Source organism: Burkholderia sp. PAMC 26561, from assembly GCF_001557535.2.
Classification (GTDB): domain Bacteria; phylum Pseudomonadota; class Gammaproteobacteria; order Burkholderiales; family Burkholderiaceae; genus Caballeronia.
Window position 1 is genome coordinate 1,074,473 of sequence record NZ_CP014306.1, and the last position, 21,772, is coordinate 1,096,244.

Annotated in this window: 20 protein-coding genes and 1 riboswitch; of the genes, 6 read left to right on the forward strand and 14 right to left on the reverse strand. The window is 60.3% G+C overall.

The window, feature by feature from the left end:
- Nucleotides 1-438 precede the first annotated feature (438 nt).
- Together AXG89_RS05135 and AXG89_RS05140 are read right to left on the reverse strand one after the other, a co-directional pair.
- Complete coding sequence (locus AXG89_RS05135; RefSeq protein WP_062168321.1) at nt 439-1,605, reverse strand: IS30 family transposase; 1,167 nt, start codon at nt 1,603-1,605, stop codon at nt 439-441.
- A gap of 191 nt (nt 1,606-1,796) precedes the next feature.
- Nucleotides 1,797-2,309: a winged helix DNA-binding protein gene (locus AXG89_RS05140; RefSeq protein WP_062001020.1), complete on the reverse strand. Its 513-nt coding sequence runs from the start codon at nt 2,307-2,309 to the stop codon at nt 1,797-1,799.
- Between the two features lie 155 nt (nt 2,310-2,464).
- On the opposite strand from AXG89_RS05140, the gene pxpB reads away from it, so the two are divergent.
- The 5 genes from pxpB to AXG89_RS05165 all read left to right on the forward strand — a co-directional run bounded on the left by pxpB (nt 2,465) and on the right by AXG89_RS05165 (nt 6,761).
- Entirely contained in the window at nt 2,465-3,118 is a 654-nt protein-coding gene (pxpB, locus tag AXG89_RS05145; protein WP_062168323.1) for a 5-oxoprolinase subunit PxpB, read from the forward strand.
- Nucleotides 3,115-4,146 carry a biotin-dependent carboxyltransferase family protein gene (locus tag AXG89_RS05150; RefSeq protein WP_062168325.1) on the forward strand — a complete coding sequence of 344 codons (1,032 nt, stop codon included), beginning with the start codon at nt 3,115-3,117 and terminating at the stop codon, nt 4,144-4,146. The genes pxpB and AXG89_RS05150 overlap by 4 nt, the downstream gene beginning before the upstream one ends.
- Before the next feature lie 21 nt (nt 4,147-4,167).
- Nucleotides 4,168-4,920, forward strand: coding sequence for a 5-oxoprolinase subunit PxpA (gene pxpA, locus AXG89_RS05155; RefSeq protein ID WP_062168327.1), 753 nt, complete (start codon nt 4,168-4,170; stop codon nt 4,918-4,920).
- Between the two features lie 168 nt (nt 4,921-5,088).
- Nucleotides 5,089-5,808 (forward strand): DUF969 domain-containing protein, encoded by a 720-nt coding sequence (locus tag AXG89_RS05160; protein WP_062000602.1) that lies wholly within the window; start codon nt 5,089-5,091, stop codon nt 5,806-5,808.
- A complete protein-coding gene (locus tag AXG89_RS05165; RefSeq protein WP_062168329.1) occupies nt 5,805-6,761 on the forward strand; it encodes a DUF979 domain-containing protein in 957 nt (318 codons plus the stop codon). The genes AXG89_RS05160 and AXG89_RS05165 overlap by 4 nt, the downstream gene beginning before the upstream one ends.
- Nucleotides 6,762-7,583: 822 nt before the next feature.
- Here the strand turns inward: AXG89_RS05165 and AXG89_RS05170 are convergent.
- The 11 genes from AXG89_RS05170 to AXG89_RS05220 all read right to left on the reverse strand — a co-directional run bounded on the left by AXG89_RS05170 (nt 7,584) and on the right by AXG89_RS05220 (nt 18,899).
- Nucleotides 7,584-8,663 (reverse strand): TraB/GumN family protein, encoded by a 1,080-nt coding sequence (locus AXG89_RS05170; RefSeq protein ID WP_075357355.1) that lies wholly within the window; start codon nt 8,661-8,663, stop codon nt 7,584-7,586.
- On the reverse strand, nt 8,656-9,660 hold the full coding sequence (locus tag AXG89_RS05175) for a peptide ABC transporter ATP-binding protein (RefSeq protein ID WP_062000604.1): 1,005 nt from the start codon (nt 9,658-9,660) through the stop codon (nt 8,656-8,658). Before AXG89_RS05175 ends, AXG89_RS05170 begins: the two co-directional genes overlap by 8 nt.
- Nucleotides 9,657-10,652 carry an ABC transporter ATP-binding protein gene (locus tag AXG89_RS05180; protein ID WP_062000605.1) on the reverse strand — a complete coding sequence of 332 codons (996 nt, stop codon included), beginning with the start codon at nt 10,650-10,652 and terminating at the stop codon, nt 9,657-9,659. The genes AXG89_RS05175 and AXG89_RS05180 overlap by 4 nt, the downstream gene beginning before the upstream one ends.
- Nucleotide 10,653: 1 nt before the next feature.
- Nucleotides 10,654-11,571 carry an ABC transporter permease subunit gene (locus AXG89_RS05185; RefSeq protein WP_062000606.1) on the reverse strand — a complete coding sequence of 306 codons (918 nt, stop codon included), beginning with the start codon at nt 11,569-11,571 and terminating at the stop codon, nt 10,654-10,656.
- 4 nt (nt 11,572-11,575) lie between these two features.
- Nucleotides 11,576-12,586 (reverse strand): ABC transporter permease subunit, encoded by a 1,011-nt coding sequence (locus AXG89_RS05190; protein ID WP_062000607.1) that lies wholly within the window; start codon nt 12,584-12,586, stop codon nt 11,576-11,578.
- Between the two features lie 113 nt (nt 12,587-12,699).
- The gene (locus tag AXG89_RS05195; protein WP_062168331.1) at nt 12,700-14,334 is read right to left on the reverse strand and encodes an ABC transporter substrate-binding protein; all 1,635 of its coding nucleotides are present in this window, start codon (nt 14,332-14,334) and stop codon (nt 12,700-12,702) included.
- A gap of 421 nt (nt 14,335-14,755) precedes the next feature.
- Nucleotides 14,756-15,595, reverse strand: coding sequence for a methylenetetrahydrofolate reductase [NAD(P)H] (gene metF, locus AXG89_RS05200; protein WP_062168333.1), 840 nt, complete (start codon nt 15,593-15,595; stop codon nt 14,756-14,758).
- A gap of 34 nt (nt 15,596-15,629) precedes the next feature.
- Nucleotides 15,630-15,983, reverse strand: coding sequence for a phage holin family protein (locus AXG89_RS05205; protein ID WP_060817653.1), 354 nt, complete (start codon nt 15,981-15,983; stop codon nt 15,630-15,632).
- A 66-nt stretch (nt 15,984-16,049) separates the two neighbouring features.
- A complete protein-coding gene (gene ahcY, locus AXG89_RS05210; protein WP_062168335.1) occupies nt 16,050-17,471 on the reverse strand; it encodes an adenosylhomocysteinase in 1,422 nt (473 codons plus the stop codon).
- Nucleotides 17,472-17,504: 33 nt separating this feature from the next.
- Nucleotides 17,505-17,645: riboswitch (S-adenosyl-L-homocysteine riboswitch) on the reverse strand.
- A 53-nt stretch (nt 17,646-17,698) separates the two neighbouring features.
- Nucleotides 17,699-18,421 carry an LrgB family protein gene (locus AXG89_RS05215; protein WP_062168337.1) on the reverse strand — a complete coding sequence of 241 codons (723 nt, stop codon included), beginning with the start codon at nt 18,419-18,421 and terminating at the stop codon, nt 17,699-17,701.
- A gap of 10 nt (nt 18,422-18,431) precedes the next feature.
- The gene (locus AXG89_RS05220) at nt 18,432-18,899 is read right to left on the reverse strand and encodes a CidA/LrgA family protein (protein WP_062168339.1); all 468 of its coding nucleotides are present in this window, start codon (nt 18,897-18,899) and stop codon (nt 18,432-18,434) included.
- Nucleotides 18,900-19,029: 130 nt separating this feature from the next.
- On the opposite strand from AXG89_RS05220, the gene AXG89_RS05225 reads away from it, so the two are divergent.
- Nucleotides 19,030-19,983 (forward strand): LysR family transcriptional regulator, encoded by a 954-nt coding sequence (locus tag AXG89_RS05225; protein ID WP_062000613.1) that lies wholly within the window; start codon nt 19,030-19,032, stop codon nt 19,981-19,983.
- A 100-nt stretch (nt 19,984-20,083) separates the two neighbouring features.
- On the opposite strand, the gene AXG89_RS05230 is transcribed toward AXG89_RS05225, so the two are convergent.
- Nucleotides 20,084-21,742, reverse strand: coding sequence for an OmpA family protein (locus AXG89_RS05230; protein ID WP_062168341.1), 1,659 nt, complete (start codon nt 21,740-21,742; stop codon nt 20,084-20,086).
- Nucleotides 21,743-21,772: the final 30 nt, after the last annotated feature.

Genomic DNA, 21,772 nt, shown 5'->3' on the forward strand with positions numbered 1-21,772 from the left:
CCCTCCCCCTCCGTCAACCGCAACCCACACGCTTCGCCACCAGTGTGGGAATCCGTTAACCAGGCCTCCGCGCTGCGCGCACTGGCGCCCAAATGGAGGAGTTGGCTGTACTGGTTCCGTTTTGCCGCGCGAGCCTGGGACCACCGGCGGCAAAGTCTCGGCAAGTTCAGGATGCTGTAGCGCCGTCATGTGTTCAACCCGTTGTTCACTTGGGCCAGGTTTCCGTATTGACTGCCACAGTTACTGGTGGCGAAGCGTGTGGGTATCTGTTGACGGAGGGGGAGGGTTTCAAGTGTTCCTGATTGCGGCGTCGAGCGTTCTTCTGAAGTACCAAACAGTTGTACGTGCACGCTCGGGACACTTAAGAGTTAGCGGTTGGAAGGCGTTTTCTTTGCTTCGTTTCTTTGTCGCCGTTGGACAAAGAAATGAAGGGCGGATTCAACCGGTCGATGCAACACCCACGATTTCTGCCAGCTTATTAGCTGGGGTCATAAAGTCGAGCGTTTTCCGCGGCCTTCCATTTAAAAGTGCGGCGACCTTGTTCAACTCGGCTTGCGAATACCCATCCAGACGCGTTCCCTTGGGAAAATACTGGCGCAGCAGACCGTTCGTGTTTTCGTTGCTACCGCGTTGCCAGGGACTGCGTGGGTCGCAGAAATACACCTCCACCTCGGTGGCAAGCGTGAATTCTTTATGGCTTGCCAGTTCGCGCCCGCGGTCCCACGTGAGTGTCTGACGCAACTCCTTAGGCAATTTCCTTACTTGTTTGCTTAAGGCCGATACGACACTCGCCGTGTCTTTCCCCGCGACCTTGACCAGCATCACAAAGCGCGATTGTCGCTCGACCAAAGTTGCAATGTGCGAGTTGTGCGAACCCGATATCAAGTCACCTTCCCAGTGCCCGGGCACCGCCCGGTCTTCGACCTCAGCAGGACGTTCGCTAATCGACACGGCATCAATGATCGCCCCTCTATTTTGTCCACTGCCCGATGCTTGCTTGGCCCGACGCATCACTCGATGAGTGCGCAAATGCTCCATCAACTCCTTCTTAAGGACGCCCCGGGCTTGTACGTACAGGCTTCGGTAGATCGTTTCGTGTGACAGTTGCATATGCTTGTTGACAGGGAACTCACCCTTGAGCCAGCCCGAGATTTGAGCAGGTGCCCATTGTAGTTTGAGCTTGCCGGCCACGAGCCTGCATAAGCGCGCCCTGCTCGATAGCGCGCACGCCTTGGGACGCAACGCCCGGGTTAGCGCATTTGCATCGGCTTGTTGTGCACGGTAATTGGTTCGGCCGCCGTTGCGTTCGATTTCGCGAGTGATCGTCGAGGGCGCGCGAGCAATACTGGCGGCAATGCGGTGTGCCGACCAGTTCGCGCTCAGCCCGCGAGAGATCGCTTCGCGCTCCTCTGGCCTGAGCGCGAGTGGCGAACGCTTTCTTGGCGGCGGTGCAATCCCGCCCCTTTTGGCAAGCATCCGATGAACCGAGCCCACCTCCCGCTGAAGCCCTCGTGCAATCTCACTAACAGACTCCGCTGCGCGCCAGCGCGTCCAGATCTCGCTCTTCTGCGTCGACGTCAACCACGGTTTTGCTTGTCGTTTCATGTAGCTCCATCCTCCATTTCCATATTGGAACAGAGGTGTTGCATCGACCGGTTGAATCCGCCAGTCCCGCCACGGACAGTGGCTAATAGTGCTAAAAAAGTCAGCTAGAAGAGAACGCGCGGTAGCCCAAAGAGCAACAACCCAGCACCAACCCCAACCGCCAAACCCCAGCCCAAGTGCGAACGAAAACCCTATAGTGAGGCAGCGGCGCGAGCCGCCGTATCGTACAACCCCGAGGCATTACGCAGCAATTGCGCCGCCTCTCCAATCTGCTCGTTCGAAAGCCCGCTCTCTTTCAGCGCGCTGATCAAACAGCTCTCCCGCACCTCCCGATACTTCCCGCACAGCTCCCGCCCCGCCGGCGTTGCGGAAAAGAACACCTCCTTCCCCACCTTTTCGCTCGCCACATAGCCCCGCGCCATCAACTTCTTCAAGGCATAGCTCGCAACGTGCGTGTCCTCTATATTGAGAACAAAGCAGATATCGGCGATCTTTTTCTTGCGGTCACGATGACTGACATGATGCAGCAGCGATACTTCCACCGCCGTCATGTCCTTCGCGCCCGCCGCCGACATGCAGCGCACCATCCATCGGTTGAACGCGTTGCCGGCCATGATCAAACCGTACTCGAGCTCGGACAACTCCGCGCTGGTTTCGGATACGAGATGCTCGGAGGAAACAATCTTGGTCGGGTGGCGAGGCATGGCATTCAACGAAACAATGTGCCAGCGAGTGTAGCGTATCGACCGAAATTTCAATAACAAACTCACCTTCTTATTGATAAATTGTCGATAATTTATTGACGATGTACATTCCATGATCGAATCGAGGCACAACCTCGACTACTGGCAAGGTCAGCATGACACCACCCAAAATTCATCCACTCGGCGACACCGCGCTTGTTTGCGAAGCGCCCGCGCCCGCCACGCTCGAATGCCAGCGCCGAATGTGGGCACTCGCCGACGCGGCGAGGCTCTGGCCGCATGTCGTCGAGGTGGTGCCGGGCATGAACAACCTGACGCTCGTCTTCGATCCGCTCCAACTGGAGCAGACCGACCTCGCGCAGCAACTGAAGAGCGCCTGGGACGAGGCGCTGGAAGCGGATGTCGGGACCACCGAAATCGAAATTCCCGTGCGCTACGGCGGGGCGGACGGGCCGGACCTGGCGTCGCTGGCGAAGCATTTGAAGCTGGATATCGATGAACTCGTGAAGCGGCACACGCAAGCCGATTACATCGTGTTCTTCCTGGGTTTTCAGCCGGGATTTGCTTACCTCGGCGGCCTCGATCCGACGCTCAACGCCCCGCGTCACGCGAAGCCGCGGCTGGAAGTGCCGGCGGGGTCCGTGGGGATCGGGGGCGAGCAGACAGGGATTTATCCGGCGGTGTCTCCGGGTGGCTGGCAGTTGCTCGGGCGCACGGACGTCAAGCTGTTCGATCCCGCCCGCAACCCGCCCACGCTGATGCAACCGGGCGATCACGTGCGATTCATCGCGCTGGAGGTGCTCGCATGATCGACGTGATTCGCGCCGGCATGCTGTCTTCAGTGCAGGACCTCGGGCGTCATGGGTACAGGCATCTGGGCGTGAGTTCGGGCGGTGCGCTCGACGCCTTGTCGCTGGAAATTGGCAACCGGATCGTGGGCAACCGGCCGGATGCGGCGGGTATCGAATTGACGCTCGGGCCGGCAACCTTGCGCTTCACGCGAGCGACGCGCATCGCGATCACGGGTACGGATTTCGGCGCGACACTCGACGACAAACCCGTCTACTCATGGTGGAGTCTTCCCGTCCAGGCCGGCCAGGAACTGACGCTGCGTGGCGCCAAGCACGGCATGCGGGGGTACGTGTGCGTGGCGGGTGGTATCGATGTCCTGCCCATGCTGGGTTCGCGCAGCACGGATCTCGGCGCGTGTTTCGGCGGCCTCGGGGGCCGGGCGTTGCGTGATGGCGACCGTCTTGCGACCGGCGTGCCGCAGCCGCCGAAGAACGGCGCGTTCTCGCCCACGGGCGTGGCATTCGGCGTGAAAGCGCCCGCCTGGTGCAAATTCGTGTACGTCGAAGAACCGGTGCGGCGCGGCAAACATACGGCGGGCAACGCGTGGTCGCTCCCGGTCCGGGTTTTACGCGGTCCCGAATACGAGACATTCACGAAAACGGCGCAGCACGATTTCTGGGACGAAGAATGGACTATCACGCCGAACAGCAACCGCATGGGTTTTCGGCTCGCGGGAACGGTGCTGGAACGTACCGATAAGGCCGATCTGCTCTCGCACGCGGTGCTGCCCGGCACGATCCAGGTCCCGCCGAACGGCCAGCCAATCGTGCTCATGGGTGACGCCCAGACCACGGGCGGTTATCCAAAGATCGGATCGGTGATCCGGGCGGATTTGTGGAAGCTCGCGCAAGCGCGGTTGAACGGCGGTGTGCGCTTTATCGAAACGACGGTCGAGGCCGCGCGCCACGCCCTCGCCGAAGAGCGCATGTATGTGAAACAGGTTGAAGCGGCGATCGCGATGCACGCCGAACGCCACGACCGGTAAATCAACGTGAAAGGAACGACCATGGATATCGATCTGAATGCCGATCTCGGCGAAGGCTGTGGTTCCGACGAAGCGCTGCTCGATCTGGTGAGCTCGGCGAATGTTGCGTGCGGCTGGCACGCGGGCGGCGCCACGGCCATGCGCGACTGCGTGCGCTGGGCGGTGGCGAAGGGCGTGGCTATCGGCGCGCATCCGAGCTTCAACGATCCCGAGAATTTCGGGCGCAAGGAAATGGATATTCCGGCCTCCGAGATCTATGCCGGCGTGTTGTACCAGCTCGGCGCCCTGGCCGCGATTGCCAAGGCGGAAGGCGGCAGGATCGCGCACGTGAAGCCGCACGGCGCGCTGTATAACCAGGCCGCGAAGAACCCTGAAATTGCTGAAGCGATCGTTGCGGCCATTCACGATTTCGATCCGTCGCTGCTGGTGTTTGGCCTGGCAAACAGCAATCTCGTCGATGCCACCCGCAAGGCGAACATGGCGGCTATCGAAGAGGTGTTTGCGGATCGCGGGTATCGGGCCGATGGATCGCTCGTGCCGCGCAAGGACCCGGGCGCGCTGCTCGACGACGAAGAAGCGGTCCTCGCCCGCACGCTTTCGATGGCAACCGAACGGCGCGTGCAGGCGGTCAGCGGCGAATGGGTGCCGATCAACGCGCAAACAGTCTGCCTTCACGGCGACGGTGCGCACGCACTGGCTTTCGCCAAACGGATTCGCGGCGCGCTGGAGACGGCGGGCATCGAAGTCCGGGCGGCGCACGCAGTTGCTGCATGAACTGAAACCAGCGCCTCTCAATTTACTTATTCAACGCCTCGGGTCAACACGGGGCGTTTTAGCAAGCGGCCATAGAGCTGCTTTTCGTCGAGCCGATGGAACAGACCACTCAAAGCAAGCGGTCCGTCCAAAGGCGGCAGGTCAATTACCCGAGCTTTGGAGATCTGAATGGGAACCGCAGTCAATCTATGGCCGCTAATTGGAGTGGTCGTCATCATCGTGGGATTTATCCTGCGCTTCAACCCGATGCTGATCGTGGCCGCCGCCGCCATCGTCACGGGGCTGGCGGCGCATTTTCCGATCGATCGAATTCTTACTGCGATCGGCACGGGATTTCTCAAGACGCGCAACATCCCGCTGATCATCTTGCTGCCACTGGCGGTGATCGGCTTGCTCGAACGCCACGGCTTGCGTGAACGCGCGCAGATCTGGATTTCGGGCATCAAGGCCGCGACGGTCGGGCGGCTTCTGATTGTCTACCTGCTGATTCGCGAGCTGACGGCGGCTGTCGGCTTGACCGGCCTCGGCGGCCATCCGCAGATGGTGAGACCGCTCCTCGCGCCCATGGCCGAAGGCGCGGCTGAAGCCCGATACGGCAAGATCTCCGATGAAACCCGCTACACGCTGCGTGCGTATTCCGCGGCAACCGACAACGTCGGACTGTTCTTCGGCGAGGACATTTTCGTGGCGTTCGGCGCCATCGTCCTGATGACGACGTTCCTGCGCGAAGCGGGCATCGTGGTCGAGCCGCTGCACGTCGCCGTGTGGGGTATCCCGACCGCGATCTGCGCATTCCTGATCCACGGCTTCCGGCTCTGGCTGCTTGATCGGCGACTCACTCGCGAACTCGGCGCGCTAACCAAGAACGTTCGTGGAGAAACGGCATGACGCTCACCATCAACTATCTGTTCTATTTGCTTGGCGTGGTGCTGGTGATCGTTGCGGGCATGATTTACGTCGATAAAAGCCATCCGCGGCGCCTCGCCGCTGGCACCTTCTGGCTCGTCTATGCGCTGATTTTCCTGATCGGCGACTGGTTGCCGGCGAATGTCGTCGGCGTGCTGGTCGTGGCGATGGCGCTGATTGCCGGCTTCGGTGGCGTGACGGCCGCAAAGCCCAAAATGCTCTCAGATGAAACCCGCCGCAAGACCGCAATCCGTCTTGGCAACAAGCTGTTCGTGCCGGCGCTGACCATTCCGGTGGTGACCGTGGTGCTGACGCTCGCCGCGAGCCATCTGGTGTTTAGTGGCAAGCCGCTGCTCGATCCGAAGAACGTCACGCTGATTGGTTTTGGCGTGGGTTGTATTGTCGCGCTGGGCGTGGCTTGCGTGATGACGCGCGACACTGTCGGTCAGTCGATGAAGGAAACCCGCCGTCTCGTCGATGCCCTTTCGTGGGCAGCAGTTCTGCCGCAAATGCTGGGCATGCTGGGGCTGGTGTTTTCGGATGCCGGTGTTGGCAAGGCCGTGGCGCACGTGACGACGGCTTACGTGAACCTGGATTATCGGCTGGTCGCGGTGGCGGTTTATTGCGTCGGGATGGCGCTCTTCACGATGGTCATGGGCAATGGTTTCGCGGCGTTTCCGGTGATGACCGGGGGTGTTGGTGTGCCGATTCTGGTGGGCGTTTTCCACGGCAATCCCGCGACGATGGTCGCCATCGGGATGTTCTGCGGTTACTGCGGAACGCTGATGACGCCGATGGCCGCGAACTTCAATATGGTGCCTGCGGCGTTGCTTGAATTGCCGGACAAGAATGCGGTGATCAAGGTGCAGGTGCCGACGGCTTTGTCGTTGTTGGTTGTGAATATCTTTTTGTTGAATTGGTTGATGTTTATTTGATTGGTGCGCGAGGGGGGGGGGCGGGGCGGGGTTGGTGCTGGGTTGCTGCTTTTTAGGCTACCGCGCGGTTTATTTTGGCTGATCTTTTTAGCACTGTTAGCCACTGTGCGTGGCGGCACTTCATTTCTTTGTCCAACGGCGACAAAGAAACGAAGCAAAGAAAACGCCTCCCCACCGCTAATTCTTAAGTGTCCCGAGCGTGCACGTTTAACTGTTTGGTACTTCAGAAGAACGCTCGACGCCGGACTTAAGAACACTTGAAACCCTCCCCCTCCGTCAACGGCAACCCACACGCTTCGCCACCAGTGTGGGAATCCGTTAATGAGGCTTCCGCGCTGCGCGCCCTGGCGCCCAAACGCAGGGGTTGGCTGTACTGGTTCCGTTTTGCCCGCGCGAGCCTGAGACCACCGGTGGCGAAGTCTCTGCAAGTTCAGGATGCTGTAGCGCCGTCATGTGCTCCACCCGTTGTTCACTTGGGCCAGGTTTCCGTATTGACTGCCACAGTTACTGGTGGCGAAGCGTGTGGGTATCTGTTGACGGAGGGGGAGGGTTTCAAGTGTTCTAAATTCCGGCGTCGCGCGTTCTTGTGAAGTACCAAACAGTTGTCAGTGCACGCTCGGGACACTTAAGAATTAGCGGTTGGAAGGCGTTTTCTTTGCTTCGTTTCTTTTTCGCCGTTGGAAAAAGAAATGAAGTCCCGCCACGGACAGTGGCTAATAGTGCTAAAGAAATCAGCTAGAACGGAACGCGCGGTAGCCTAAAAAGCAACAACCCAGCACCAACCCCGACCACCGCCCCCCGATCAAGCGCAAACGCCCCGCCCTAGGCCGGTTCGACCACAAACCCGCGCTTCCTAAGCAACGCCAGCACCCCCCGCTTCCCCCCTAAGTGCAACGCCCCGATAGCCACAAAAATCGGCCTGTTCGGCGCCGCCAACAAAACCGTCCGCGCCACAAACCGATAATTCCGGTCATAAACCACGCGGTTATCGATCTGAGCGGCCAGCACCTTCGACCGTGCGATCTTTTCGGTCTTGGCATCGTCCCAGGCCTTCAGCGCATCGGCATCGCCAATCCGCCATAACCGATGCAACTCCTTTACATCGGCAATATTCTCAGCCGGGGTCTGCACCAGATCCTGCTCAAGCATCTCCCGCTGCTGCGCCTGCGTCAGCCGCGTGAACGCCGATATCTGCTCGCTGATCGTCTCCAGCCCAACCACCCGTCCGCGCGGCCGCAAATACACATTCTGCAATTGCACCTCGGAACCATATTCAGTCTGAAACCCGGCCTTGATCGTATCGACTGTCTCAACGAGCATCGATGCAAGCCAGGGCCGCGACCGGCTGATATCGTCGAGCATGGCGGGGTTGCTGCGCAAGCGCGCTTCCAGGCGTTTCCACAGCGCATCGGGGAGCGCGCGCTGCAGGCAAGGCACCCGGCACGTGCCGTACTTGCTGACTTCATCCTGCGATACCAGCAGGTCATCGGGGGAAATTTCGAGCGCCAGCGTGGGCGATGCATCCAGCGCACCAAGGATCGGCGCGCGAAACGGCATGCTCGCCGGGTAGTCGTCCGGATAACCCACGTGCAGCGTGCCAAGCAAATAGATGGTGGTCTGGCCGCGCGTGGCGACGTAGAACGGCATATGCGCCGGTTGCGCCCGGACGGGGCCGCTGGCGGTGGTGCCGTCGGTCCGATCGGTGATGTCGGGCGCTGTTGGGCGCGGCGACGGCACGCTCAAACCTGGCAATGATGCAGAAGGCGCCGCCGATGGCGCAGGCGGCGACGCCACGCCGGTCAGCGCAAAGGCCACCGGCGCCGAGACGAATGAAGCAGCGACAAAAACCACGGAAACAGCGAAACGGCGCGCAACCTGCCGCGCCGCCGTTGTGTCAGGCATCGATCTCCCCGACCTCCTCGGCGCGGTGACACGAGACGTGCCGCCCATCAACGAAACGCAGCGCCGGTTCTTCCACGCGGCATTTATCGATTGCATACGGGCAGCGCTGATGAAATGTGCAACCTGATGGAGGGTTCAGCGGCGACGGCATTTCGCCTTGCAGCCGGATCTTGATGCGCCGGTCTTCTTCGAACAAGGCAGGTGTCGCCGACATCAGCGCGCGCGTGTACGGATGCCGCGGCCGCGCGTAGATGGTTGCTTTGTCCCCAAGTTCGGCAACACCGCCAAAATACATCACCATGACGTCGTCGGCGATATGTTCCACCACCGACAAGTTGTGCGAGATGAACACATAGCTCGTCCCGAACTGCTGTTGCAGGTCCATGAACAGGTTCAGGATCTGCGCCTGGATCGATACATCCAGCGCGGACACGGGTTCATCGGCGACGAGAATCTGCGGGTCGAGAATCATCGCACGCGCGATCGCCACACGCTGCCGCTGACCGCCCGAGAACATATGCGGATACCGCGCCGCATGTTCCGGCCGCAGACCGACGGTGCGCATCATGTGCGCAATGCGCTCGGCGCGCTCGTTCGCGGACAACTTCGTGTTGATCGCGAGCGGTTCGCCGAGCGTCTGCTCGACCGTCTTGCGCGGATTCAGCGACGCAAACGGATTTTGGAACACCATCTGCACGCGTTGCCGCAAGTCGGCGATCTTCGCGCGGTTCGCATCCGCCACATCTTCGCCATCGATCAACAATCGTCCCGACGTCGGCGCTTCGATCATCGTCAACTGACGCGCCAGCGTCGATTTGCCGCAACCGGATTCGCCCACCACGGCAAGCGTCTTGCCGCGCTGAAGCGAAAACGACACGCCGTTCAGCGCCTTCACCGTGCCTTGCGCGAACATGCTGCGCTTGACGCTGTAGTGCCTGGTGAGTTTATCGGCGACGAGAACCGTATCTTGAGTCGCTACTTGAGGAACTGCGTTCATTGCGCGCCTCCGTGTTCTGCCACGAGTTCAAGGTTCAGCGGCTTGATGCAGCGCGCGCGGACAGCCGGGTCGTTCGGGGCGAGTTGAAAGAGCGCCGGACGGGCCTTGCGGCAATCATCGACGGCGTATTTGCAGCGCGGCGCGAAAAGACATCCGACCGGACGGTCATCGCGGCCCGGCACCATGCCCGGCAACGCGGCAAGACGCTCCGCCCCGCGGCTGTGTTCAGGGATCGCGGCCAGCAATGCTTCCGTGTAGGGATGATGCGGCTCGCTGAAGATCGTCGGCACGTGATTCGTTTCGATAACCTCGCCCGCGTACATCACGGCCACGCGCTGCGCGACTTCCGACACGACCGCGAGATCGTGCGAGATCAGCACGAGCGCCATGCCGCGCTCCTTCTGCAGCTTCACGAGCAACTCCATGATCTGCGCCTGGATGGTGACGTCGAGCGCGGTCGTGGGTTCATCGGCGATCAGGAGCTTCGGGTTGCACGCAACCGCCATCGCGATCATCACGCGCTGGTTCATGCCGCCCGACATCTGGTGCGGGAAGGCATCGATGCGGCTTTTTGCATCCGGAATCCCAACCTGATCGAGCAATTCCAGGGTGCGCTGATGCAGCTTCGATCCTCGCAAACCTTCGTGGAGCCGGAGAACTTCCTTGATCTGATAACCGACCGTATAGCTTGGATTCAGACTGGAGAGCGCGTCCTGGAAAACCATCGCGATGTCCTTGCCGATGATCTTCCTGCGTTGCCGCGCCGAGGCCTTCAACAAGTCGATGCCGTTGAACGTGACCTGATCGGCGGTGACGATTCCGGGCGCGTCGATCAAGCCCATCAGGGCCATCATCGTGACGCTTTTGCCGGAACCGGATTCGCCGACGACCCCGACCACTTCGCCGGGTTTGACGGAGATATCGATCCGATCGACAGCGGGCAGGCCGTTGAAGCTGACCGCCAGATTGCGGATAGTAAGGAGATCGTCCATATCACGCCATCCGCTTGAGTTTGGGGTCGAGCGCGTCGCGCAGACCGTCGCCGAGCAGATTGATGACGAGCACCGAAATCAGGATGGACAGCCCGGGCATGGTCACGATCCACCACGCACTTTCGATGTAATCCCGCGCGGACGCCAACATCGCGCCCCACTCCGCCGCCGGAGGCTGAACGCCGAGGCCAAGAAAGCCGAGCGCGGCGGCATCGAGAATCGCGGAGGAAAACCCCAGCGTGGCCTGCACGATCAGCGGCGCAGCGCAGTTGGGCAACACTTGCGAGAACATCAGCCGCACGGTGCCGGCGCCGGCCACGCGTGACGCCGTCACATATTCGCGCTGCAATTCACCGAGCGCCGCAGCACGCGTCAATCGAACATAACCCGGCAACGCGACGATCGCGATGGCAAGCATCGTATTGACCAGCCCCGGTCCGATGATCGCGACCACCGCAACTGCCAGCAACAACGAAGGCAGCGCGAGCAGCACGTCCATGATGCGCATGATGGGGGTATCGGCCCATTTCTGGAAAAACGCTGCGATCAACCCGAGCACGACGCCCGGAATCAGCGCGAGCACGACCGAGACAAAGCCGATCCAGAACGACAACCGCGCGCCGTACATCAGGCGCGAGAGGATGTCGCGGCCGGCTTCGTCGGTGCCGAGGACAAAACGCCAGTTACCGCCATCCAGCCACGCGGGTGGGATCTTGACGTTGTCGCGATACTGCTCGATAGGACTGTGCGGCGCGATCAACGGCGCGAAGATCGCGACGAAGATCAGGATCAGCACGATCGCGCCGGCCACGACCGCGCCACGGTTGCGCGAGAAGTTGGCCCAGAATTCGCGGCCCGCCAGAAAGCGGCCGCCGGGGATCGGCGCCAGCGCGCCAGGATTGTTTTGGATATCGGCCATCGGCTTACCTCGTATGGCGAATGCGCGGATTCAGCACGCCGTACAACAAGTCGACGATTAGATTCACGAGAATGACGAGCGTCGCGATCATCAGGATACCGCCCTGCACGACAGGATAATCGCGGCGGCTGATGGCATCGATCAGCCACTTTCCAACCCCCGGCCACGAGAACAGGGTCTCGGTCAGCACGGCGCCCGCGAGCAGCGTGCCGACTTGCAGGCCGATCACGGTGACCACGGGAATCAGCGCGTTGCGCAGCGCATGCACAATCACCACGCGTCCGGGTGCAAGCCCCTTGGCGCGCGCCGTGCGAATGTAGTCCTCGCGCAAGACCTCGAGCATCGATGAACGCGTCATCCGCGCGATCACCGCCAGCGGAATGGTGCCCAGCACAATGGTCGGCAGGATCAGGTGGCTGACGGCGGACTTGAACGCGCCTTCGTCGTCGGAGAAAAGTGCGTCCCACAGCATGAAGCCCGTGCGGTGCGGAATGTCGTACTCCACCGCGATACGCCCGGAAACCGGCGTCCAGCCGAGCTTCGCCGAGAAGAACATGATGAGGATCAAGCCCCACCAGAAAATCGGCATGGAATAACCGGTGAGCGCGGTGCCCATCACGCCGTGATCGACAATCGTGCCGCGTTTCAACGCAGCCGCGACGCCGGCGGGCAAACCCACCACTAGCGCGAAGATCATCGCGCAGAAAGCGAGTTCCAGGGTCGCGGGAAAGCGGCCGAGGAATTCGCCCATCACGCTGGTGTTGGTGATGATCGACATGCCGAGGTCGCCTTTCAGCGCGTGTCCGACATAGTGGAAATATTGAACAGGAAGCGGCAGGTCGAGCCCGAGCCGCTTCATGGCTTCGGCGTGCATTGCCGGGTCCACGCCGCGCTCGCCCATCATGACTTCAATGGGATCGCCCGGGATCAGGTGGATGAGTGCGAAGGCAAGGATCGTGATGCCGATGAACGTCGGGATCACCATGCCTATGCGTCGCAAAACGAATCGGAACATGGTTCGTCTCTTTGGGGAGGAAAAATGCGACCGGCGACGCGGGCTTGTGACCCTTGTCGCCGGACCTTTTCGACTAGTTATGTTTTTCGTGCAAGAAGCGTACCGCGCGAAGCTTACTGCATGCCCACGCCGTCAAAGCGCAAGTAACCCAGCGGCTCGATCTTCATGCCCGTGACCTTCTTGCTCGTCGGTTGATAAACGGTCGAGTGAGCGATCGGCGAGAAGGGCAGTTGATCAGCGAAAATCTGCTGCGCCTGCATGTAAGCCTGCGTGCGCTGCGCCTGATCGGACGTATTGCGGCCCTTGATCACCAGGTCGTTGAACGGCTTGTAGCACCAGTGCGAGAAGTTGCTGCCGTTGACAGCGTCGCAACCGAGCAGCGTGCCGAGCCAGTTGTCCGGATCGCCATTGTCGCCCGTCCAGCCGATCAGCATGGCGTCGTGTTCGCCCGCGTGAGCGCGCTTGATGTACTCGCCCCACTCGTACGACACGATGTTCGCCTTCACACCGATCTTCGCCCAGTCAGCCTGGATCATCTCGGCCATCAAGCGCGCGTTCGGGTTGTACGGACGCTGGACCGGCATGGCCCACAACGTGATCTCGAAGCCATTCGGGAAACCGGCCTTCGAGAGCAGCGCCTTGGCTTTGGCGGTGTCGTAGGACGCGATCTTCAGGTTCTTGTCATAGGACCACTGGGTCGGCGGCATCGGGGCGATCGCGGCTTGTCCTGCGCCCTGATACACCGATTCGATGATCGCTTTCTTGTTGATCGCCATGTCCAGCGCGCGGCGGACATCGACGTTGTCGACGTTCTTCTTGGTCACGTTGTAGGCCACGTAACCTTCGTTGAAACCGGCCGAGGAAGGCGTGTCGAGATTGGTATCGGCTTTCAGCGGCGCGATGTCAGCCGGACGCGGATAGCTCATGACCTGGCATTCGTTGCTTTTCAGCTTTTGCACGCGAACGGCGGCGTCCGGCGTGATCGAGAAAATCAACTTCGAGATTTTGACCGCGCCCGCTTTCCAGTAATCAGGATTGCCGTCGAAACGGATGGTCGCGTCTTTCGTATAGCTGCGGAAAATAAACGGGCCTGTGCCGACCGGCTGCTGATTGATATCCGATGCCTTGCCCGCTTTCAGCAATTGCTGGCCATATTCATCCGATTGAATCGATGCATATTCCATCGCCATATTCTGGATGAACGGAGCATTCACTTCTTTCAGCGTGAACTTGACCGTGTACGGATCGACCTTTTCGATCTTCGTGATCAGCTTGTCGAGTCCCATGTCCGTGAAATACGGGAACGATGCCGGATACGCCTTGCGGAACGGCTGGTTCGGGTCGAGCATGCGGTTGAACGTGAAAAGCACGTCGTCCGCGTTGAATTCGCGCGTCGGCTTGAAGAACGACGTGGTCTGGAACTTCACGCCGTGGCGCAGGTGGAATGTGTAGGTCAGGCCATCAGCCGACACATCCCATTTTTCCGCGAGGCCCGGCTCCACTTTCGTGCTGCCACGCTCGAATTCCACGAGGCGGTTGAACACCGTGAACGTGTTAGCAGTGAAATCGGTGCCCGTGGTGTATTGGGCGGGATCGAAACCGGCCGGGCTGCCTTCCGAGCAGTACACGAGCGTTTTGTTGGGAATGGGTGCCGCATGAGCGACGCTCGCGGTCACGAGCGATGCCGCGATGGCGACGCTGACGGCCATCGACAGATGGGCAGCTCGCAACAGGCCAATTTTCTTCATGTTTCCTCCAGGTCTTGTGCCGGCTAAAACCGGCGTAGCGCGATATTACTGAGCTTTGCCGGGGGGAACAAGGCGACGAAATTCCTTATGGGAATTTGCCTCAGCACGAGTTTCCGGCGTATCGGGTAAATGACTGAAAAGGCCGCGTTTTGCTTGTTTACCCCAAGGTATTCGAGGATTTCTGACGATTTGGCGCGTTTTTATTGGAATGCGCAATATCGCCGAAATATAGCGCCGCGGCGAATTCGGGCGCTACCGTAGCACGAAGAACCGGCCAGGTTAAGTTAACAATTTTGGTGGCAGTGACGGTGAAAGCGAAAGTGCATCATGTTTCGTTATGCACAATGTTTCGATGTGATTGGATGCAAGCGAACAATCTGGAGAACCGCGCGACGAACGTCGCGCGGGTAATACTTGATTTCTACCGTCCCTGCAGCTTCAACCGCTCCCAAATCGTCTTGCTCGCAGCCGCGCCGTTCAGCGTATAAAAATGCAGCCCGGGCGCGCCTTCCTTCACCAGCCGTTCGCACAAACCCGTCACCACATCCAGTCCGAAAGCGCGGATGGATTCTTTATCGTCGCCGAAGCTTTCCAGGCGGCGTGCAATCCACTTCGGCACTTCCGCGCCGCACATCTCCGAGAAACGCATCAACTGCGAGAAATTCGTGATCGGCATGATGCCCGGCACGATAGGAACATCCACGCCCAGCTTGCGGGCGTCATCGACGAAACGGAAATACGCGTCCGCGTTGAAGAAGTACTGCGTGATCGCCGAATTCGCGCCCGCTTGCACCTTGCGCACGAAGTTATCCAGATCGGATTTCGGCGAGCGCGCCTGCGGATGGTATTCCGGATAAGCGGCGACTTCGATGTTGAACCAGTCCCCATGCTCGGCGCGAATGAAGCTCACGAGTTCCGACGCATATCGCAACTCGCCGACTTCGCCCATGCCCGAGGGCAAGTCGCCGCGCAACGCGACAATGTGCCGGATACCGTGCTCGCGATACCCGCCGAGAATCCCGCGAAGACTATCCTTCGATGACCCGATGCACGACAAATGCGGCGCCGCCTCGAGTCCCTGCTTCATCATTTCGAGGACGGTATCGAGCGTGCCTTGCTGCGTGGAACCACCCGCGCCGAACGTCACGGAGACGAACTTCGGATTGAGCGTCTTGAGCTGCGCGCCGGTGGCGCGCAATTTCTCGATTCCTTCCAGCGTCTTCGGCGGGAAGAACTCGAATGAGAGTTCGATCGGTTTCATGATGAAATTTAAACGGGCGCGCGAAACTGACGCGTTACCCGAAACTGCGCTGACCAAGAATCAGCGCGGACAGCAGCCAGGACACGATGCTGTACAGAATCGAGCCGAAGAATGCCGACCAGAAACCCGATACCTCGAAGCCCTTCAACAAGGAAGCGCACAGCCAGAAGCACAGCGCATTCACGACCAGGATAAAAAGCCCGAGCGTGAGAATGGTTACTGGCAACGTGAGCAGCACCAGGATCGGACGCAGGAATGTATTGATCAGTCCAAGCACGATCGCCACGATCAGCGCGGTGCCGAAACTGCGGATGTGAATCGATGGCACGAGGTAAGTGATGATCAACAACGCAAGCGCGTTGATCAGCCAGGTCAGCAACACGGACATCGATGGTCTCCTGGAACTTGAGGTCAGACGCGCATGGGCGAGTTGAACCCATGCGCGGACTAACGATTAATAGCGATAGTGATTCGGCTTGAACGGACCCATCTTGTCCACGCTGATGTAGTTCGCCTGATAATCGGACAGCACGGTCAGTTCAGCACCGATACGCCCCAGATGCAGACGCGCGACCTTTTCATCAAGGTGCTTCGGCAAGACATAGACCTTGTTTTCGTACTTGTCGCCGTGAACGAACAATTCGATCTGCGCGATCGTCTGGTTCGTGAACGATGCCGACATCACGAACGACGGGTGGCCCGTTGCACAACCCAGGTTCACCAGACGCCCTTCGGCCAGCAGGATCACGCGCTTGCCATCGGGGAAAATGATGTGATCGACTTGCGGCTTGATGTTTTCCCACGTGTACTGGCGCGTGGAAGCAACGTCGATTTCCGAGTCGAAGTGACCGATATTGCAGACGATCGCGTTGTTGCGCATCGCCTTCATGTGGTCGTGGCCGATCACGTGGAAGTTGCCCGTCGCCGTCACGAAAATGTCGGCTTTGTCGGCCGCGTATTCCATGGTGACCACGCGATACCCTTCCATTGCCGCCTGCAACGCGCAGATCGGATCGATTTCCGTGACCCACACCGTCGCGCCCAGACCGCGCAGCGATTGCGCGCAGCCCTTGCCCACATCGCCGTAACCTGCGACGACCGCGATCTTGCCCGCGATCATCACGTCGGTTGCGCGCTTGATGCCGTCGACCAGCGATTCGCGGCAGCCGTACAGGTTGTCGAACTTCGACTTCGTGACCGAATCGTTCACATTGATGGCCGGGAACGGCAGGCGCCCTTCCTTTTCCATCTGATACAGACGATGCACGCCCGTGGTCGTTTCTTCCGTCACGCCCTGAATGTGCACGAGGCGCTTGGAATACCACGTCGGATCCACGTCGAGATGGGCCGCAATCGACTTGTACAGCGCGACTTCTTCTTCGTTTTCCGGCTTGGCGATAACCGAACGGTCCTTCTCGGCCTTCGAGCCGAGGATCAGCAGCAACGTGGCGTCGCCGCCGTCGTCGAGGATCATGTTGGCGAATTCGCCGTTCGGCCATTCGAAGATGCGGTGGGAGAATTCCCAGTATTCGTCGAGCGATTCGCCCTTGAATGCGAACACCGGCACGCCGCCCTGGGCAATCGCGGCCGCAGCATGATCCTGCGTCGAGAAGATGTTGCACGATGCCCAGCGCACGTCCGCGCCAAGAGCCGTCAACGTTTCAATGAGCACGCCCGTCTGGATGGTCATGTGCAGCGACCCGGCAATGCGTGCGCCCTTCAGCGGCTGTTGGGTCTTGTACTCCTCACGCGTTTGCATGAGGCCGGGCATTTCCGTTTCAGCGATGTTCAGTTCCTTGCGGCCCCAGGCAGCAAGAGACATGTCGGCGACGAGGAAATCCTGGTTGGTTTTTGAATCGAGAACTGCGGCGTTCATCACGCCCTCCTTTCTAAATGGAAACATAGAAATTTGACGTGAGCGCCGTTCGATGCGGTGGTTCAACAAGCGCTTGAATAACTGACCGCGCTGGTCGCTCCGTCCGATTGAATGCTTCGAGCCTGGCAGTTTTCCGGGGTGCTGATGGAAACCGTCGCAACGCTCCTCGAAGCGAGTTCGGATTGTAGCAAATCGGGATAGGACGCGGTTGTCGCGATTCGAGGGAATTAAAAGGGCAAGAAAGTCAGCAAGGGCGCGAGCAAAACCATGACAACGCCGGAAATCATCATGGTCAGACTGGCCACGACGCCCTCTTCGTTGCCGAGTTCGCGCGCTTTCGCCGTGCCCACCCCATGCGCTGCGGCGCCGAACAGCGCGCCGCGGGCAAGCCGGGCGCGCAACGGCACGAGCGCCAGCACGATTTCACCGAAAAGCATGCCCACCACGCCGGTGGCAATCACGAACAAGGCGGTGAGGTCTTTCGGCGCGTGGAGTTTGTCGGAAACGGCAAGCGCGAAAGGGGTGGAAACCGAACGCGTAGACAGGCTGCGCTGCAATTCCGGCGATAAATGCAGCAGCTTCGCCAGCGCCAGCGACCCGCCGACGCCCACCAGAATGCCGACCGTCACACCCACCGATAACGACAACCAATGCTTTTTCAGCAGATGCCTGTACTCGTAGATCGGGACGGCAAAGGCCACGGTGGCCGGGCCGAGCAGCCACATCAGCCAGCGGGTATCGGCGAAATAAACGGAGTACGGAATGCGCGCAGCCATGACGATCACCACAAGCACGGCGGGGACGGTCAGCATGGGCGTGAGCAAGGGCCGGCGGAATCGGGCGTATAGCCGCTTCAACCCGAAGTACAACGCCACGGTCAGCACGAAGCAACCCGCCGCAATGAGGCCGGCGGTGTCATCGGACAAAAGGGAATCGTAGAAGTGTGGCATCGGGCTCGGCTCAGCCGCGCGCGGCCTGGCGGGCGCTCGTGATGCGGCGCAGTTGCAGGCGGCGTTCGAGCTTCGACGCCTGTTCGACGGCAAATGCCACCGCGATCATGACCATGAGCGTGCCGAACACCACGACCAGCGCGAGGCGCCAGCCGTCTTCGCGAAACAGGCCGCCGTACTGGACGGCAGCCACCGCGGCGGGAATGAAAAACAGCAGCATGTCCGTCAACAGCCAATCTGCGCCGGCCTTCACCCAGCGCGGCGCAATCCCGCCGCAAAACAACAGCGCGAGCAACGCCAGCAAACCGATAACACCACCCGGAACCGGCAAATGGAAGGTGCGCGCGGCGAGATCGGCGACCAGCCAGATGCCCGCCAGTGCGGCGCTCTGCAATGCGATCCGCATGAACCGGCCAAGCGGCGCCCGAGTGCGGGTGACGAATTTTGATAACGGCAAAATGGCGGCGAGAACGATCATGACGGGCCTTGCGGCGGTGACGTAATAAAAATAAGGGTTAACCTGTAGTCGAATATAGCGTGCGCCTAAATATAATTAAAATGACTTAAACTTATCGACCGCATTCCAACTTGGAATCTAAGAGGCGCGTATGGAGCTGCGATCGTTGCGGTATTTCGTTGAGGTCGTGAAGCAGAAAAGCTTCACCGCGGCTGCGGAAAAGATGTTTGTCACGCAGCCGACCATCAGCAAGATGGTGAAGTCGCTCGAGGACGAAATCGGCTCCCCGTTGCTATTGCGCGAAAGCCGCCAGATGGTCCTCACCGACGCCGGCCAGATCGTCTATCAGCGCGGACTCGAAGTCCTCGCGGCGCACGCGCAACTCGAAGCCGAACTCAACGATCTCGGCAAACTCGGGCGCGGCACGCTGACCATCGGAATCCCGCCGATGGGCGGATCGCTGTTCACGCCGGCCATCGCGGCGTTTAAAAAGCGTTATCCAAAGGTGGAGCTGAAGCTGTTCGAGCGCGGGTCGAAGGCCATCGAGGCTGCTTTGATCGATGGTGAACTGGAACTCGGCGGTGTGCTGGAACCCGTGGATCTCGCCACGTTCGATGTGCTGCCCGTCAGCCGGCAATTGCTGTGGCTCGTCGCGCAGAAGGGTTCGCGCTGGGACACGATGACTGACGTGCCGCTCGCCGATCTGGCATCGGAATCGTTCGTTTTTTACGGCGAAAGTCTCGCGTTGTCGGATCTGGTGTTGAACGCGTGCCGCGAAGTGGGGTTCACGCCGTCCATTGTCAGCCGCAGCGGGCATTGGGACTTCATGGCAGCGTTGGTGCAGGCCGGCGTTGGCATTGCGTTGCTGCCGGCGCCGTATTGCCGCCGCCTGGATGTCAACGCGTTCACCTGTCGTCCCGTGGTCGATCCGGAAATCCACTGGGACATGGCGGTTGGCTGGCGGCGCAACGGATATCTGTCGAACGCGGCACGCGCGTGGCTGGAAGTCGCCCGCCAGGCATTGCCGGCGAATCTGGGCGATGACTTCCTGCAGGGCGCGGCGGCACGATTCCCGGCGCGCGTGCGCGACGCTTCATCGAGATAACGTTCAAGCCAAGGCACAACGCAAAATCCCCGGTCGCGCTCACGCGCGACCGGGGGTTTTTACATCTGCCAACCGGACTCAACCACGTCCGGTCACACAATTACTCTTGAATCGCGAAATCGATACGGCGGTTTGCGAAACGTCCGCTGGCCGTCGAGTTGTCAGCGATCGGGTGCTGGTCACCATAACCCTGTGCCGTCAGAGCGTCGGCGGAAACACCGTGCTTGACCAGGAAGGCGCGCACAGCTTCAGCACGTTTCTTCGAAAGCGTCAGGTTCGAGCTAGCCAGGCCGACGTTGTCCGAGTAACCGCCAATGTTCAGCTTGACCGTCTTGCCGGTGTCCTGGCACGACTTCAACATCTCAGCCGACTTCGCCAGCGCCAGTTGTGCGTCTTGCGGCGGCACGTCCGAACCGGTACGGAAGTTGATGACTTGCAGGTTCAGCACCTTGGCGACATCGGCCGGGGCGCAATCGTCCTTCAGCGACGAGAACGCGCTCATGAACGATTCCTTCGCGTTTTCAACCGCTTGCTTGACGTCGAACGTACCAATGGTGAAGCCCGCGCCGAACAGCGACTTGAGCTTGTCCATCCAGCCGTTGCGTGCGTCCGCAGCCGTACCGCTCAACTCGATCTTCTCGCCCGACAACTTGGCTTCCGCGCCCGGCAATTGCATCAGCGGCAACAGGCCGTCGAGCTTGTCGAGCCAGCTGGCCGGCTTGGTTTCCGGATCGACCGTGATGGTCGCGTTCAGATGATCCGCGCCGAACTTTGCCGTCAATGCGGCGAGCAACTTGGCCTTCTCTTCTTCGCTGCCAACCGTCGCAGCAATGGCCGGTGCGCCGAGCTTGTCGACCGTGAACGTCAGCAGCGCGTCCTTCGTCGGTACCGGAGCAGCGACAGCCGCAGGGGCCGAAGCGGGTTCCGAAGCCGGCTGGGCGGCGACTGCCGGGGTCGAGTTGACTACGGGCGCTTCGGCCGGTGCGGTTGCCATCGGCTGCTGGGTCGTGCAGCTACGGCCAAACAGCAACGCCAGCAATGCAAGGGCGGCCGCGAGTGCCAGCCACCACCATTTCTTCGATGCTGCCTTCTCTTCCACCACGATCTTCTCAAGCGATGAATTCACCACCGACGGCGAACCGCCTGCAGTAGAAGGATGCTCCAGATGCGACGATACCGCCTTCAACTGCGCCGCCACGCCTGTCAGGAAGGTGCCCGCGCCGCCCAGACCCAGTGCGGTGGAGATGTCTTCCGACATGCTTGCCTTGACCATGGGCAATTGATGGCCGAGCAGCGTGGGCAACTGGCCGACGTTGCCGCCGGACCGTGTGAAGTAGTGTTTCAGCACGCCGAACATGGCGGTCGTGACAATCCCGCCCAGCGCGTGCGTAGCGCCCACGGACACGCCGGTTTTCGCAGCGACTGCGTTGCTCAATCCGTTGATGCGATCTTCGGACGCTACGCTCGTGGCGAGCCGCGTTCCCGACGCCAGCAGCGATTGCAGGCCGTCGCCGTGCACGAGTTGCGGCAGCATGTCCACGATGTTCGCGTTCGAATCCGGTGACATGATGGATGCGAACAAACCACGCGCGCCTTCCGGCGACGACGCCTTGTTCATAAGCGAACCGACCATTGCCGGCGCAATCATGCCGACTACGCGCTTTGCTGCTTCCGGTGCAACGCCCAGTTTCGTGGCGAGTTGCTGCAACACGCTTTCGGTCAAAGCGCCCTGTACTAGCTGAATAACATTGATGCTCATTTGATATGCCTTTCCTTACCTGCGTGATGT